Source organism: Dyadobacter frigoris (genome assembly GCF_005280585.1).
Classification (GTDB): Bacteria; Bacteroidota; Bacteroidia; order Cytophagales; family Spirosomataceae; genus Dyadobacter; species Dyadobacter frigoris.
On the sequence record NZ_SZVO01000012.1, the window covers coordinates 1 to 16,942 of the forward strand.

At 40.6% G+C, this 16,942-nt stretch carries 13 protein-coding genes; 12 read left to right on the plus strand and 1 reads right to left on the minus strand.

All coding sequences use genetic code 11. The features are described from left to right. The 5 genes from FDK13_RS23280 to FDK13_RS23300 form a co-directional block, all read left to right on the plus strand. Positions 1-277: transposase (locus FDK13_RS23280; protein WP_170982892.1), on the plus strand; the 277-nt coding region annotated here is incomplete at its 5' end. Positions 278-382: 105 nt separating this feature from the next. After that, entirely contained in the window at positions 383-766 is a 384-nt protein-coding gene (locus tag FDK13_RS23285) for a hypothetical protein (protein ID WP_137342420.1), read from the plus strand. A gap of 38 nt (positions 767-804) precedes the next feature. Continuing rightward, positions 805-1,185, plus strand: a complete 381-nt coding sequence (locus tag FDK13_RS23290; protein ID WP_137342421.1) for a hypothetical protein — start codon at positions 805-807, stop codon at positions 1,183-1,185. Between the two features lie 619 nt (positions 1,186-1,804). Further along, positions 1,805-2,212 carry a response regulator gene (locus tag FDK13_RS23295; RefSeq protein ID WP_137342422.1) on the plus strand — a complete coding sequence of 136 codons (408 nt, stop codon included), beginning with the start codon at positions 1,805-1,807 and terminating at the stop codon, positions 2,210-2,212. A gap of 303 nt (positions 2,213-2,515) precedes the next feature. Beyond that, complete coding sequence (locus FDK13_RS23300) at positions 2,516-4,000, plus strand: serine hydrolase (protein WP_137342423.1); 1,485 nt, start codon at positions 2,516-2,518, stop codon at positions 3,998-4,000. A gap of 92 nt (positions 4,001-4,092) precedes the next feature. On the opposite strand, the gene FDK13_RS23305 is transcribed toward FDK13_RS23300, so the two are convergent. Further along, the gene (locus tag FDK13_RS23305) at positions 4,093-7,257 is read right to left on the minus strand and encodes a ligand-binding sensor domain-containing protein (RefSeq protein WP_137342424.1); all 3,165 of its coding nucleotides are present in this window, start codon (positions 7,255-7,257) and stop codon (positions 4,093-4,095) included. Positions 7,258-7,657: 400 nt separating this feature from the next. Here FDK13_RS23305 and FDK13_RS23310 point away from each other — a divergent pair, with 400 nt between their 5' ends. From FDK13_RS23310 to FDK13_RS23340, 7 genes are all read left to right on the plus strand, one after another. Further along, positions 7,658-8,947: a putative porin gene (locus FDK13_RS23310; protein WP_137342425.1), complete on the plus strand. Its 1,290-nt coding sequence runs from the start codon at positions 7,658-7,660 to the stop codon at positions 8,945-8,947. A 159-nt stretch (positions 8,948-9,106) separates the two neighbouring features. Beyond that, entirely contained in the window at positions 9,107-10,411 is a 1,305-nt protein-coding gene (gene urtA, locus FDK13_RS23315; protein WP_220417408.1) for an urea ABC transporter substrate-binding protein, read from the plus strand. 167 nt (positions 10,412-10,578) lie between these two features. Continuing rightward, entirely contained in the window at positions 10,579-12,234 is a 1,656-nt protein-coding gene (gene urtB, locus FDK13_RS23320) for an urea ABC transporter permease subunit UrtB (RefSeq protein WP_220417409.1), read from the plus strand. A gap of 63 nt (positions 12,235-12,297) precedes the next feature. After that, complete coding sequence (gene urtC / locus FDK13_RS23325) at positions 12,298-13,398, plus strand: urea ABC transporter permease subunit UrtC (protein WP_137342426.1); 1,101 nt, start codon at positions 12,298-12,300, stop codon at positions 13,396-13,398. 59 nt (positions 13,399-13,457) lie between these two features. Then, positions 13,458-14,213: an urea ABC transporter ATP-binding protein UrtD gene (gene urtD, locus FDK13_RS23330; RefSeq protein WP_137342427.1), complete on the plus strand. Its 756-nt coding sequence runs from the start codon at positions 13,458-13,460 to the stop codon at positions 14,211-14,213. A 3-nt stretch (positions 14,214-14,216) separates the two neighbouring features. Further along, entirely contained in the window at positions 14,217-14,927 is a 711-nt protein-coding gene (gene urtE / locus FDK13_RS23335) for an urea ABC transporter ATP-binding subunit UrtE (RefSeq protein WP_137342428.1), read from the plus strand. A gap of 116 nt (positions 14,928-15,043) precedes the next feature. After that, positions 15,044-16,921 (plus strand): ATP-binding protein, encoded by a 1,878-nt coding sequence (locus tag FDK13_RS23340; protein WP_137342429.1) that lies wholly within the window; start codon positions 15,044-15,046, stop codon positions 16,919-16,921. Positions 16,922-16,942 lie beyond the last annotated feature (21 nt).

Genomic DNA, 16,942 nt, shown 5'->3' on the forward strand with positions numbered 1-16,942 from the left:
GCCTGATTTACAAAAAATTACTGCCGACAACGGTTATAAAATAACATTCATAGATTATGTAATCAAAGAGTATAAATGGGAGGTGGAAATTGCACAAAAACCAGAATCAGCACAAGGATTTATCCCTCAGAAAAATCGCTGGCAAGTAGAAAGATCGTTTGGATGGCTAAATTTTAAACGTCGACTATTTAGAGATGTTGAGAAAACCGTAGAATCTGCTGAGGCAATGCTTGAAATTGCCTACTTATCCATTTTTTTGAATAGAATAACAAAATAAGATCCCAAAACATACTCTAAAAGCATTACGTTTTTTTATTTCGGGATATGATATTTGAACCGCAATAACTGTTCAATAATCTTTCACTTTAATCAAATTACAACAATGAAAAAAACATGTATCGCTCTTATGGTTTTATTGTTTGGGACATCCCTGAAAGGATATTCTCAAACAGCCGCATCCACCGATTTTTTTGCGGGTAAATGGGAAATTTCAATTGTGGGTACACCAAATGGAGATTCTAAACTTGTCACCCAGCTTACGCGCAAAGACGGCAAACTCACAGGCGAGCTAAAAGATCCGAGCGGGCAGAATCCGGAAGCCATTCCCATTAACAGTGTTGTGGAAGAAGCAAATAAAATGACGATCTATTTCACCGCACAGGGAACGGATGTTAGCCTGGACCTTAGTAAAATTGATGACAGTCACTTAAAGGGTTCAGTGATGAATGGCATGTTTGATGCTTCTGCCATCAGGGCTAAGGAATAATTTTCAAAGATTCAATGCAATTTTAACTGATCATCATAATGAGAAAAGCAAGTATAATTTTTGCAGCCCTATTTCTGGGTATTGCCTTCCAAGGCTTTTCTCAGAGTGCTGCACCGGCCGACTTTTTTGCCGGGAAATGGGAGATAAATCTTTCTGGAACACCAGCCGGAGATGTAAAATGGACAACAAACCTTGTCAGAAAAGATGGTAAACTGACAGGCGAACTGTCTGACGCAACCGATGCGGCAAAGCCGAAAAGAGTGATTAATAAAATTGACGAAACTGCTGATGAAATCGTAATTTTTTTTACTTCTTCACAAGGAGATGAAATTCCTCTTGCGTTGACCAAGACGACTATTAATACCTTGGAGGGCAGGCTTATGGATAGTTTTGACGCGAATGCCAAACGATTGAAATAGTAAGGAGAGGTTTGAGTTCTTCATTGTTAATTTACTGAATTGATAATGAATTTGTTACGTAACATTGAAAAATTATTCGTTGTCAGGATTGTCTTTATTCTGCCTTTTTAGTGGCAGAATAAAGACAATTTTTGTGCAAGCTGGTTTTTATCCCACAGTTTTTATTATTTGCCGGCAAAAAAGACGGTCTATTTAAAAATGCCTGGAATTACTATTTTTTCGATTGTATTAAACCTTCTTTTGTTTGACCGGATAATATTTAATTACCATTAAATAAATTTAAAAGTACAGATCCGAAGTACGGAGCATTTTTTTTTGTAAAATTAATTCTATATTTATGGTATATACGTCAAATTTTACTATGTTTTAGTTCTTCTGTGCCTATTTTGTAGAATTAGTTCGCTTTTGTCAATGATCTGAGAAGAGGAAACTTTGGCATGGACTTTTATTTAAAATCTAAGTCAGTAACCTTGAAAGAAATAGCATGGTATAGCAACTGCGGGCCAAGGGCTTGGATCAGGCCATGGTAAAGTTCAGGAAAGAGCTGAGATATCCACTATGCCTTGCTTTTTAAGTAATAAACCGAGTGTCATTTTGAAATACTAACCTCATTTTGTATATGGAACGCTTAGCCCAACCCTTAATTGCCATAGTTGACGACAGCGCTGTGGTCCGTACTTTTACTGCTTTTCTGCTTGCCAATTATGATTTTGAGGTTGTATTTGATGCCGAAAATGGCCAGGATTGCATTGATAAAATGCATCAGGCTGAACAGCTTCCTGATATAATTATTCTGGATATTGAAATGCCTGTCATGGATGGTTTTCAGGCAGCCGCCATTTTAAAGGAAAACTGGCCTGATGTGAAAATTATAGCGTTTTCAAACAAAAATGACAAGTTGTCGATGGAGAAGATTCTGGCCGCAGGAGCAAAAGCATTTGTTACGAAAGAAAGCGATATTACCGAAAAACTGATTGAGATTATAAATCAGATTTGGCTTCAAGGCCAGATGAAGATCGTGTCTTGAGAACGACATGCAATAGTGTATTAACAACAGCAAGACTTTTCTCCGAAAAGTGATCATCGATATTATTTTTACTTTCCGGAACGAGTGAATCCTGTACCTGGGTTTACTCGTTTTTTTAATAAAAATCCACCTTCTTCCAGGCAACCTGAATATCGTAAATCTGTGGGTTTTTCTTATATTTTGAAGCTGTGATTAGTTGAAATCCTGAATTTGTAGTGATAATGATTCTCGGTTTCGGATGAGTTTTGTGTTATCTGCTGATATGTTATAAAGGTTCAGTTATATTTGGAATATAACTTATTTATGAAAAAGATACTTTTACTATTCGCTTTCCTTATGTGCACAGCCAAAGTTGCTGATGCGCAGGATATTGATTCGATCGTAAACCGGGCTGCAAAGGCATATTTTACAAACGGCCAGAGAATCGGTGTTTCCATTGGAGTTATTCAAAAGGGTAAGATTCATCAATATCATTATGGCAGTACACAAAAGGGTAAAATTGTTAAGGCTAATAATGAAACAATTTACGAAATAGGATCCATCACCAAGACTTTCACCGGTATGCTGCTGGCTCAGGCGGTGCGTGATAAAAAGGTTGGTTTGAATGATGACATCCGAAAATACCTGAAAGGAGATTATCCCAATCTGGAATACAAGGGAAAGCCTATACAACTACTTCATCTGGCAAACCTGACGTCCGGACTTCCCGACAATCTTCCTGAAAAGATGCCGCCCTTCAAAGCAGCAGGCCGGGATTCGCAGCTTTTTGAATTAAAAAAAATACACGACGAGTATAGTCGCTCTCAATTTTTAACGGACCTTCATCAGGTTCAGCTCGTAAGAGAGCCAGGTCTTAATCCTTCACATTCGAATACGGCCGCCGAACTGCTTGGCTTTTTGCTTGAAAACATCTACGGGTTAAGTTATGACGCTCTTTTGATAAGGTATATCACAGGACCGCTGACTATGAAAAATACTTTTGTCTCGGTACCTGCTTCGAAGGAAAAGCAACGTGCAAAAGGTTATAACGAAAAAGGAACCCTTATGCCCGAAATTCCAAAAGATGCTGCCGGTGCTGGTGTACTGCAATCAACATTGCCGGATATGATCAGATACGCGAATTATCATCTTACGGGAAAAGACGACCGGGTTTTACTCAGTCATAACCTTAGCTGGGGAGACCTTGACAATTCGGGGATTGGTTTGAGCTGGTGGTTGAAAACAAATTTTGACGGTAAAAGAAAGATATGGACATCTGGCGGTACTTTCGGGTTTTCGTCATACTGCGTTCTTTATCCTGAGAGCGGTTTTGGTGTTGTGGCACTGGCCAACGAAAACGACGGCGGTGCTGAAGACGCACTGTCGGGTATTGCTTCTGCCATTTATAACGAAGTTTATTTTTCGGCCACCCAGCGGGCTTCCCTGGGTTTTGGATTTTCAAAATCAATTAATATTCTTCTGGTAGAACTGAATAAACCCGGATTTCAATCGGCAGCAGAATCAGTGAACGATTTAAAGAAAAAGGACGATTCTTTTAAATTATCCGAAGGTGAATTAAATAATTTCGGCTATTATTTACTAAATAAAGCGAGTAAAGACAAGGCATTGGAAATATTCAAACTAAACACGATTTTGTTTCCAGGCAGCTCGAATACATTCGACAGTCTTGCAGAAACCTACGAAAGTATCGGCGACAAAGATTCAGCAATCAAAAATTATAAGCGTGCCCTGGAACTCGATCCGGGCAATTCAAATTCTGCGGAGCATTTAAAGAAATTGGAAAACTAGATACCTATATTGGTACTTTGTCAATACCGCCTGACTAATAAAACGGAGTAGATACGGTACTTTAAATACTGGAAAATGATTACTAAAATCCATTAATTTTTGTTGAATATTAAATGAAAGCTGGTCCCTTTATCGTTTTCGACAAAAAGCCCTATGCCAAGCATGGAGGAAATTTCTTTTACCATCAGAAGTCCCAACCCATTAAACTCCTGTGAAACTTCAAGGGTCTTTTCATCATCATCTCCATTGAGCCAATGCATTAGGTTAAGAGATATCCCGGGGCCGCCGTCGGCAATGATCAAATGAAGTTTGTCGTGATGTGTTTCAGTGAAAACCCGGATATCGCCATTGTAAGTGAATTTGTTAGCGTTATCGATGATATTATGTATCACAACGCCAAGCAAATGATTATTGGAAAAGACAGTTACCTCTCTGCTCGTTTCCTGAATAAAAGTATTTTCGTGCTCCTGGATAGCAGGGGTAAATAAGGTGATTTTTTCACTGATCAGAGGATAAAGAAAGACTTCGGCAAATTTGATATGTTCTCCTTTAAACTGGGTTTTGATATACTGGATCATGTTTTCCAGCAATTGATTAATTTGCTTCGCTGAAATGTTAATATTCTTCCCTATTAAAGCTACCTGATCATATTTCTGAACGTCGATCATGGGTTGTATCTTATCAGAAGCGTATATCAAAAATTTAATTGGTGTCCTGATGTCATGGCTGATCGACGCCACAAGACGTGTCCTGATGTGCATCTGCTTATTTAGCTCTTTTTCGGAAATTTGAAGCTGTTGCAGGGTTTCTTCAAGAGATTGCGTTCTCGCCTTTATTTTTGTTTCCAACTCCTGGTTTTGTTTTTTTAGATAACGGGTCCTTGACCGGATAAATAGAAAAACAGCTGCCATAAACGCTGCTGCACATGCTAATCTGAACAGGAACGTTTCGTACCAGTGCTTTGGAACGATTACGGTGATACTTTTTGTAGAATAATTGTTTTGACCAAAACCATTGGTTTTACGTACGGTGACCGTGTATTTTCCTGATGAAAGTTCAGAAAATCGGATAGTTGGGTCAGCTGATTTTAAGTCTATCCAATCTGCCGCCACAGGTTTATTACCTGATTTGGTTAGCGCATAAGATAAATTTGTATTGTAATTATTTCCATAATAAGGCGTAGTAATGTGAAGATTTATTCGCTGCGGATCCTGTTCCAGCATGATAGTATCACTGTTTATCCGACTGATCTTATCACGAATTTCAATCCTGTCGAAGAAAAAACTTTTATCTGGCAGTTCTGGCGAAATATTTTCAGGAGTAAACCATACCAGGCCGTTCATCGATGGAAGCGATACCTGGCCGTCTGGAAGCCTTACTGCACCAGGCTGTCCTCTGCCGTTAAACTCATTAGTATTAAAGCCATTTTCTTTGTTATAATAGAGAAAAAATGGTTTTTCCGGTTTGGCAGTTTCTTTCCCTGATTCATTTGCAAAACGCAGAAAATCCTTTTTTGCAAATTGAAATAATCCTTTGTTGGTAGGTATCCACAGAAACCCTTTTTTATCTTCTACAATGTAATGTGCTGCCGAGATGAACTTATTGTCATCCATGGGGAACTGTATGAGCTTTTTTTCAGTGTAAAAAAATATTCCGTCTCCCATGGTTGACAGAAATATTCCATCTTTGCCGGCATTTCCTGAAACGTTGTTTTTAGGCTTTCCCGGGATATAGAGACTCCTGATAATTAACTTTTCGGTTCCTGGAATCAAAGTTGTTTTACCCGTTTTTATTTGAACCGAAAATAAACCGTGATGGGTTATCAGCCATAATTTGTCGTTATTTCCCTGGAAAATATGCATGATATCCTCTAAAACCGGGCCTTTGAAATGAGTTGGCTTTTGGGCAGGGCGTGAAGTGTCAATGTAAAAAAGTCCATTACGATGTATACCAAGCCATATTCTGCCAGTGTCATCCATATACATGGTATAGATCTGGTCACCTATATCCCAATGTTGAAGCAGATGTTCCCCTTTTGAATCGTACTGATATAAATTGTAACCCGATTTTGACCAGATATTTCCTTGTTTATCTGTTAGGATGCTGGATCCATCTCCTTCATAACCCGATTGAATAGCAGGTAATATGGCGTTATAAATTTCTCTGTTTTTTTTGCCGGAATCTATCAGTCCGAGCACACTTCCCTGAGGTGTAACGACCTGACTTTTGCCGTAAATCGTTTGCGTATAAAATATATTCTCAGAATCCTTATTTCCAAAGCGCAGCGTTCGGAAATCTTTCCTTATAAAGACAAACAACCCATGAGTGGAACTTCCCAGAAAAAGTCGTTTTTTATCGGTGTCAAAATAAGCCGTTTGAATGATATTGGCTTCCAGATCAAAATCATCCAGAATCAGACGGGTGATGCAGTTGCCTGCTTTAATGTCCTCTATATAGTAGAACTTTTTGTCCGCTTTAATAAAAACCTGATCAGAAACATTATTCCAGAAAATGGTATTTTTTTTACTACCTGCAACGTAGGAAGGGTCATTGAGAATATCGCCGTCAAGATGGATTTTTTCCAGGCCATCCGCTCTAAAACACAGCAAATTTCCACTGGATGTAAAACTAAACAAGCTGCCGTTTGAAATGAAATAATCGGAAAAATCGCTGGTTTTATAAGGCATATCCCACGATTTTTTCCAGTTTGTGAAAAATTCGATCTTATCCCGTTGTATAATATAAAAGGTGCCAATGCGGGAAGGGACCAGGATAATGTAGTAATGAAGCAGTCTGTCAGACATCTGTATTAAACTATTGGGCAGTCCTGATGCCGTTCTGTCGCGGTCTGTGTTACTGTGCGGAACGCGGGAAATCTGTTTTGCGTAATATAGAGAATCATCTACGGCGTTAGGGCCTTCGATGCGCATAACATCTTCCAGATTATCGCCAATGGCATAAATCCTGTTGGTATTTCCCGTCAGGTCCGGAAGAAGAGTGTAGAACCTAGGGCTTAATAAATTGGAATTAGTTTTATCAAAAGTATAAAAATGATGACCATCAAAGCGGACAAGTCCGTTTTCGGTCGCCAGCCAGATAAAACCGTTCTTATCCGCAGCAATGCTTTTTACGCTGTTTTGTGGTAGTCCGTTTTCATCTGTATAATGGCTCACTGCATATTTTTCTTCATATTTCTGGGCGTCACTGATTGTTAACCGCAGACACAGCATAGTAATTAAGAATATTCTTATCAACATGTTTTACTGTTTGATCTGGTTTGTCTATTCAGAAGGCCAGCGGTTAAGGTAAAAGCGGCCGGTAATGGTTTGCAAAATACAATTTATTGATGTTTTTCAAAGCGTTTCTGAAACTGTGAATTTCGTATAATGTGATATCACAGTCTGGAAAGTTTAGTTACGTACTTTTTATACGTAAGTATTTTTTATTAGTAAAAAGTATTTTCTGAAACCCGCCTTTTGGCGAAATACGATTTATTTGCGCTGTTTTTCTATTTTAAGTAAAATAATATACCTATAAATATAATAAATATAAACTTATAGTGAATTTTGATAAAATTGAATAAAGAATTTGTTACATACGTAATTGTTACTTAATGTTGTATAAAATACTTACGTAATAACTTTATTCTCCAAAATCATGAAACGATTTATACTTTGTGTAAGTGCAATGATTGGCCTGACTTACAGCACCGTCCATGCGTTGGCGCCGGATGATAAGAAGGGCAAAAAGATGGCTGGAAAAGTACGTTTGCTTCGGGAGCTTCCGGTTTATCTTGCTCCTGTCGATACGGCTTCGAGAAAAGAAATCCAGGAAAGTGAGGAATTTAAACCTTCCATTCATGTCGGTGCCATTGTCCATATGTTTGCGTCTGCGGAGCAATCCGGTTTTGGGGGAACGGCTTCTGCTGATTCAAAGGACTGGAACAAAGGGTTTTCTCTTTACCGCGCACGGGTTTTGGTAGGAGGACAATTATCTAAAAAAGGCAGTTTCTTTATGGAAACCGATCTTCCCTCACCCATAGGTGTGCAGCTGAGCAACGGTACTAAAAATGTAAAAGTAGCGCCCATTATCCTGGATGCACAATACGAGTATGATTTCTCTAATGCTTTTCAGCTGATCGCTGGTATGCAGCTGGTTTCAAATAACCGGAATGGTCTGCAAGGAGCGGCTGGATTGATGGCCAACGATTTTACCTATTTTCAGTATCCTTATAACATGTTTGGAAACAGTCCTTTGCAAGGGAACTTCGGGCGGGATTTAGGTGTAAATGCCAGAGGTTTTCTGCTTAAAGATAAGCTGGAATATCGTCTTGGTGTCTTTACAGGTAGAAATTTGGATGGACAGGCCCCTCTGCGTATAGTGGGAAGAGTTGCATATAATTTCCTTGATCCTGAAAAAGATTATTACTATGCAGGTACCAAACTCGGCACCGGAAATACATTTGCCTGGGGAGCTGGCTTTGATACGCAGGGTTCATATCATAATGTAGGTACGGATATTTTTATTGATAAAAAGGCAGGAAAAGCAGGCTCTGTGACGCTGAATGCTGCATTTCAATATATGACAGGAGGAACCAGTGTGAATTCCAAATACTCATTTGCTGCACTGATTCCGCAGCAAACCGTTCAGTTTCTGGAACTTGGATATTATTTTACCAAATCAAGACTGCAGCCTTGGGTACGCTATGAGAATCAGAACATTTCTTCCAAAAAAGAACAGGCAGGATCCGAACTTACCAGCAGTTTTGATAAAGCAAAATCAAGTAAAGTGTATGGAGGGGGACTGAATTATTTTTTTGCCGGAAATACTACGAATTTAAGACTTTCGTACGTGGCAAGACAGTATAATATTGCTAATTCAGCAGGGGATTTTAGTACAAAAGCATACGGGCAGCTGTGGTTGCAAGTTCAGTTTTTTATATTTTAATATGCTGAATGAGCTATAAACGTCTTATTTGTATATGAATAAGTATTACTTACGTAATTGAAATAATACTGGTATCTGTTCATCTTTACAAAATCTTGGCAGATCATAATTTAGTCAGATCATTAGTTTTCACTCAATATCATTATTAAATTCAGACATATGAAAATTTTACAAACGCGTTACTGGGGCATGATAATGCTCGCTATGGTTGCAGCACTTACCGGCTGTGGCGGTTCAGGTTCAAGTGATAAAAAAGAAGGAGAAGGCGAGACGGTTAAAATCGGAATTCTGCATTCCTTAAGCGGTACCATGGCGATTTCGGAGGTTTCACTTAAAGATGTGGTACTTATGGCAGTTGATGAAATCAATGCCAAAGGAGGTGTTCTTGGAAAGAAAATTGAACCCGTTATCGTGGATCCGGCTTCCGACTGGGATTTGTTTGCCGAGAAAGCGAAGGAGCTTTTGCTGGATAAAAAAGTGTCGGCTGTGTTTGGCTGCTGGACGTCGGTTTCCAGAAAATCGGTACTTCCTGTTTTTGAAGAAAATAACGGGCTGCTTTTTTATCCTGTTCAATATGAGGGGGAAGAGTGCTCCACAAGTGTTATTTATACGGGCGCCACACCAAATCAGCAGCTTATTCCGGCAGCGGAATATATGATGAGCGCGGAAGGTGGAGCGTATAAAAAATTCTATCTACTTGGCACAGACTATGTTTTTCCACGTACTGCGAACAAAATTTTGAAAGCGTTTCTTCTTTCCAAAGGTGTTCCGAAGGAAAACATTGTTGAAGAGTATACACCTTTTCATCACCAGGATTATCAAACCATCGTATCAAAAATAAAACAGTTTGCGGCGGGCGGAAAAGCTTGCGTGCTTTCGACGATCAACGGAGACTCCAATGTGCCTTTTTACAAGGAATTTGCCAATCAGGGATTGTCGGCAGCGACTTGTCCGATCATGGCTTTTTCAGTAGCCGAAGATGAATTGCGGGCTACGGATACGGAATTTCTGGTTGGCCACCTTGCGGCATGGAACTACTTTCAGTCCTCAGAATCTGCTGAAAACAAAAAATTTGTGGAAGATTTCAGAGCTTTCTGCAAGAAAAATAATCTGCCTGGCGGTGATAAAAGAGTAACGGATGACCCGATTTGCTGGGCTTACACCGGCGTGTACCTTTGGGCAAAGGCAGCGGAAAAAGCAGGATCCTTTGAAGTTTCAAAAGTTCGCCCTGCGCTTTACGGACTGGAATTTGATTCTCCGGACGGAGTTGTTAAAATGGATACTAAAAACCACCATTTGGCCAAACCGGTTATGATCGGTGAGATTAAACCGGACGGTCAATTTGATATTATCTGGAAATCGAATGGTCTTGTAAACCCTGAGCCGTGGTCAAAACTGACATCGCCGGATAAGGATTGTGATCATGTCGCACATGGCGGAACCTATACCCTTACCAAAAAGTAGGTCAAAAAAAAACAAAACATTTGCTCAACGTTAGATAGATAGGGCCGCTTGCCGGCAGGTTTCCACACCTTCCTTTTAAACTGGTTGCTGCCTTGCCGGTAGCGGCCGGTTTAAGCCGGGAATCCCATTCAGTAAAAAGCTTACCGTACACTTTAAACTTTCAGGTTATGAACTGCACCATCAAAATGTGGCTAGGGATTTGTTTGTGCCTTTTTATAGGAAAACGCGCCTCGGGTCAGTCTGACAGTACAAGTATTTACGTGGGTCACATCCTTTATCCGTCCAGTGATTCTGCTCGTATCACGGCTTTGCAAAAGCTGGTCAAACATGGAGAACCTTCGACTTTCCCCTTTCTTGCTGCTATTAATGAAAAAAAAATATTTCTATTGGATGGCCAGCCCGTTACCACAGGCTCGGCTCAGCAGCTGGCGGATGGCTCGGAGGTTTTTGAGATCTTTTATTTGTATCCAAAAAGTCAGGCAGTTCTAAATTCGGATGGCACACCTAAACTCCTTCCCGTCAGCTCGCTGGAAAAAATCGATATCAGCCGTTCAGATCGCCTTTCGATGGCGCCGATTTTGCCGTATCTGAATCTGGCAAATCCGGATCCTAAAAAACGTATAATCGCATACGGTCAGCTTTTGACTTCCTCTGACAGTTCCAAAATTAATGTTCTGTCGGGTGCTTTAAATCTTGAAAAAGATAAGGAAGCACTCACGGCCGGCAAGGAGATTTTGTTTCAGCTCAAATTGGAACAAGCTAAATCTGAAACGGTTGCCAAAGCCTATGTTGACAGCCTGGATAGTAACTGGGGCGAGAATGTTACGCTTATTCTCAAAGATTATTCTGTGTCAGGCAAACTGGAAGGTGCTAAAAAATATGCTGCCGGAAAAGTAACAGACCTTGAAAGTCTTCAGGGCAGAATCCAGAAAGCGCAGAATTTATTCAGCGGGATCAGTCTGGGCAGTATTCTGATTTTGATTGCGTTGGGACTTGCGATCGTTTATGGTTTGGCAGGAATTATCAATATGGCTCATGGTGAATTTTTGATGATCGGTGCTTACAGCACTTTTTGTGTCCAAAAACTTTTCATTGACATACTAGGCATAAAATCAGATCTGTTCTTCTTTGTCTCGCTGCCTGTTTCCTTTATAATCGCCGGAATTTTCGGGCTGATTTTGGAAAGACTTGTCATCAGGCATTTGTACTCCCGTCCGCTGGAAAGTCTTCTGGCAACCTGGGGTGTAAGTCTGATCATGGTGCAACTTGCAAGAAGTATTTTCGGGGATCTTACTGCCGTTAAAGCACCTTCATTTCTGGCTGGTGGCTATCAGGTTATGCCGCATTTAATTCTTCCATACAACAGACTTTTTATTATCGGTCTTACCATTATCGTCGTTTCGCTCACTTATCTGATGCTTTACAGAAGTCGGCTGGGTATTCAGATCCGGGCCGTAACCCAAAACCGGAGTATGAGCGCTTGTCTTGGTGTGGAAACCAGAAAAGTGGACGCTATTACTTTTTTTCTTGGTTCCGGGCTTGCGGGATTAGCCGGTTGTGCGATGACGCTGATTGGTAATGTGGTGCCGGACATGGGACAAACCTATATCGTTGATTCATTTCTTGTGGTTGTTACTGGTGGCGTTGGGAAAATTGCAGGTGCTATTCTTTCGGGTCTTGGTATCGGCTTTCTTACCAAAGTCCTTGAATCATTTTACGAAGCTGTTTATGGGAAAGTGCTGATTCTGGCTCTGATCGTGATTTTCCTACAATTCAAACCGCGCGGACTTTTTCCTGATAAGGGAAGGATAGCAGAAGATTAAATCTTAAAGTCCGTTTCGCCTAAAAATATATCAAATTTCTGACTATCATTTTTTATCACGATCATGGAAAAAACAAAAGATTTCAGGCTTTATCTGGCCTTTATTATCCTTTTTGCCATACTTCTTCCCTTGGGTAATTTGATGGGCTTCGTTTCCAATAATACGATTTCCTTGTGGGGGCGCTATTTCTGTTTTGCCATTGCGGCGTTAGGAGTTGATCTGATCTGGGGTTACACCGGAATACTTTCCATGTGCCAGGCGTTCTTTTTTTGTCTGGGAGGATATAGCGTAGCGATGCATATCGTGATGAAAGGCGCAACGGCAAGTGGAACAAGCGGTTCGGCAATACCTGATTTTATGGTTTGGAACCAGATCAATGCATTGCCATTTTTCTGGGTTCCGTTTCAATCTTTTGGGCTCGCATTAATTCTTGGCTTGCTGATTCCCGCTGCATTTGCATTTGTTTTTGGCTATTTTATTTTCCGAAGCCGGATTAAAGGGGTTTACATGGCCATTATCACACAAGCTCTGGCTTTGGCCATGTGGCTTTTGTTTTTAAGAAATGAAACGATGCTGGGAGGTACCAACGGGCTGACTGATTTTAAATCACTGCTCGGGCTGAGCCTTTCCTCGCCGGGTGTCAAGCTTGGTTTATATCTTTTTTCACTGGCCGGACTTTGTGGAACCTATTTTTTTAGCAAAAAATTGGTCGACTCCAAGTTTGGAAAAGTATTGCAGGCCATTCGTGACAGCGAATCCAGGACGAGTTATACAGCTTACCGGATTTTGGATTATAAACTCGCGATTTTTATCGTGGGAGCCTTGCTGGCTGCCTTTGCGGGTATGCTTTACGCGCCGCAAACGGGTATTATTACACCCGGAAGAATGGATGTGAGAGCGTCCGTAGAAATGGTTATGTGGGTTGCGCTTGGGGGGAGAGGAAAATTGAAAGGTGCCATACTTGGTGCGCTGGTGGTTAATTTTCTTTACAGTATTTGTACCAGTCTTTTTCCGGATTCGTGGCTTTTTATACTGGGCTTCCTGTTTGTGATTACAGTACTTTATTTTGACAAAGGCTTTTTGGGGATGATTGAAAAAATAGGCGGCGGAATAGGTAAAAAGAAAAACAAAATCACGGAAGTTGCCGAGCAGCAGGTTGTGTAAAATGCTGTTACAAAGTACTTACGGCAATAATCCTGTCAATACTCTAAAACGCTTTTAATATGCTACTTACAGTTAACGAACTTTCAGTTTCCTTTGGCGGCGTGCACGCCTTGGATCTGAGCCATTTTGAATTAAACGACAAAGAGCTGCGTGTCATCATCGGCCCAAACGGAGCGGGGAAATCAACTTTCCTTGATATTTTATGCGGAAAAACAAAACCGGATTCCGGTCAGGTTTTATATAATGATATACCTGTTCTTGGTAAAACAGAAGTTGAAATTGCAAACCTGGGTATTGGGCGAAAGTTTCAAAAACCTTCGGTGTTTCCAAGTCTGACGGTTTTTGATAATATGTTGTTGGCTTTAAAAATGAAAAAAAGCATTTTTGCTTCGCTTTTTTTTAAACCAACAGAAGAGATTGACGTAAGGATCCGGCAGGTGGCTGTGAAAGTAGGACTTGACAAAGAGCTCAAAAAAATAGCTGGAGAACTTTCACATGGACAAAAACAATGGCTGGAAATTGCGATTGTTGTTTTGCAGGATCCCAAACTGATGCTAATTGATGAACCGGCGGCGGGTATGTCAGACGAAGAAACGGAGAAAACAGGGGAGCTTTTACTGGAATTATCAAAACACCATGGCATCATTGTCATCGAGCATGATATGAAATTTGTTGAGCAAATTGCAAAGGACCTGGTGACGGTTTTGGTAAGAGGGAAACTACTGGTGGAAGGTTCTTTCTCGCAGGTTCGAAATGACCAGCGTGTTATTGACAGTTATTTAGGCAGGGCCAACGTACAACTTGAAAACTTCTGAACCATGAGTCAATCCATATTGAAGATCAATTCACTCAGCTCGGCTTACGGGCAAAGTACCATTTTATGGGGAACTACTCTGGAAGTGAAAAAGGGAACGGTTACTACGGTAATGGGACGAAATGGGGTTGGGAAAACTACACTTTTGAAAACAATCATGGGTTTGGTACCACCAAAATCGGGTATGATCGAATATAAAGATGAGGACGTAACGAATGTGCCAGCGTTTAAAAAATCGAGAATGGGTATTGCCTATGTTCCTCAGGGAAGAGAGATTATTCCCAAACTGACTGTTTATGAAAATCTTAAACTGGGATTGGAAGCTTTAAGTGATCGGAAGGCGAAAATTCCGGAAGATGAAATTTATGCCATGTTTCCTATTTTGAAAGATTTCAGAAACCGTCTTGGTGGAAATTTGAGCGGTGGGCAGCAGCAGCAGCTTGCCATCGCCAGGGCATTAACGGGGAGACCGTCATTATTGCTTTTGGATGAACCCACCGAAGGCATTCAGCCATCGATTTCTCAGGAAATTGGTCACATTTTAAAAAAGCTTGCAAAAGAGCAGGGGATTTCTGTTTTGTTGGTTGAGCAAAAAATAGATTTTGCCCGTCCGGTTACTGATTATTTTTATTTTATGAACCGCGGAGCAGTCGTTTCTCAGGGCAGCGCCGATGAAATGAGTATGGAAGAACTGCAAAATCATATTTCTTTATGATATTTTCTATATAAAATTACAAACGCACATACTTAGGATTAATTAATTTGAAAATTTATGTTTTAGCTCTTATACCTACGTATATTTACACGTAGGTATAAGTGGATTTTAAACCTTTGCCAAAACAAAAACACATCAACGTAACGATCAGGATCATGTTTAGAAAAGAGCCCGTTAAAGATGAAACTCAGGAAAGAAAAACCTTTCTTTACTTTACATGGCTGTATGTTTCTGCTCTCTTGATCGTCGCCGTTATTTCGATACTCAGCCAAATTTTGATTCAAAGATATCTGACCGCGCAGCGTGACGATTCCCATATTATCAATTATGCCGGACGGCTTCGTACATATAGCCAGACACTTAGCAAAACCGCCCTTTTGATCGAATCGGGGCGTGATCTGGAATCCAATCGTAAAGAATTTGTCAATACCTTAAAGCAGTGGCAAAAAGCACATCAGGCGCTGATAGGCGGAAATTCTTTCTTAAATCTTCCTCCCAATAATCGAAAAGAAATAGCTATGATGTATGATATGGTCAAAGAACCGTATCAGGAAATTTTGACGGCTGCCAATAAAATGGTGGCAGAAATGGAAAAAAATCAGCGTGCTGATTCGATCACCGTTAAGCCTTATGTGAAGAAAATCCTTGAATATGAAAAGTCATATCTGCTGGGTATGGAACTGATCGTTTTTGACTATGATCGTTTCTGGCGGCAAAAGGTACGTACGCTAAAAGAAATCGAATACATTCTTTTGGGCGTTGTTTTGTTTACACTGCTTTTGGAAGCCGGACTTATTTTCTTCCCGCTTTCGGTAAGAATACGGCAGACGATGACGGGTTTGATTGATTCGGAAAATCATGCGAAAACGCTTGCACAACAGCTTCAGGAAAGTAGCAAATCCATTGAGAAATCGCACAAGGAGCTTCGGGAAACGAACTTTGCACTTGAAAAAGCAACATATCTGGTTAAAACCGACCGGGAAGGAAATATCATTTATGCCAATGATAAGTACTGTCACGTAACCAAATACAATTTGTCGGAGCTTCTGAACCGGCCTTTGTTTTATAACAATCTGGGCGGTGAGGAAAGCATCGTTTATAATCATATCCGTGATGCACAGCGAAAAACAGAAGTTTGGCAGGGTGAAGTTTTTGATACCGCTTCTGACGGGGCGGGCTTCTGGCTGGATGTTACGATGATGCCCATTATTGACAAAAACGGAAGTCTTTATCAATATCTGGTCGTTTGTAATGATGTTACCAAGCGCAAAAATACCGAAAAACAGCTCTGGCTTCTGACCGAAGAAAAAATGCGCAGACAGGAAACTGAGCAGCATATCCGTTCCTTTTCGATCATTACCGGGCAGGAGAAAGAGCGCGAGCGTGTTGCTGCTGAAATTCATGATGGTATCGGGCAAATGCTGACAAGTCTTCGCATGAAACTCGAACAGGTTGATGACAGGATGGAGTATAAAGATCCTGAAATTCAAAAGGTTAATGAACTACTGGCCGGGATTATTTTTGAAACCAAAAGGATATGCGCAGATCTTCTGCCAAGCGTTCTGGAAGATTTTGGCCTGCGATCTGCAATCCGTGAACTGGTTAAAATGTGCAGGGAAACGGCCGGATCCGTTACTTTTCATCTGGAAGAGAATATCAGGAATGAAACGCTACCGCGCGAGATTGAAATCGGCGTTTTCAGGATTTTGCAGGAAGCACTTAATAATGCAATTAAACATTCGCAGGCTACGATCATAGAGGTACATGTTGATAGCAACACGGAGTTTTTAAATATGATCATCCAGGATAACGGGAGAGGTTTTTACTTTGACAATCAATATATTTATTCAAGAGAAAAATTCCCGAAAGCTCATGGTCTCAGAGGTATGAAAGAGCGATCTGATCTGTTAAACGGCACGATCAATATCAGCTCGGAGCCGGGCCACGGAACGGCTGTTCAACTGGAACTGCCATTGGGAAAACATAAATCCTGACCCATTACACATCAGCAAAAA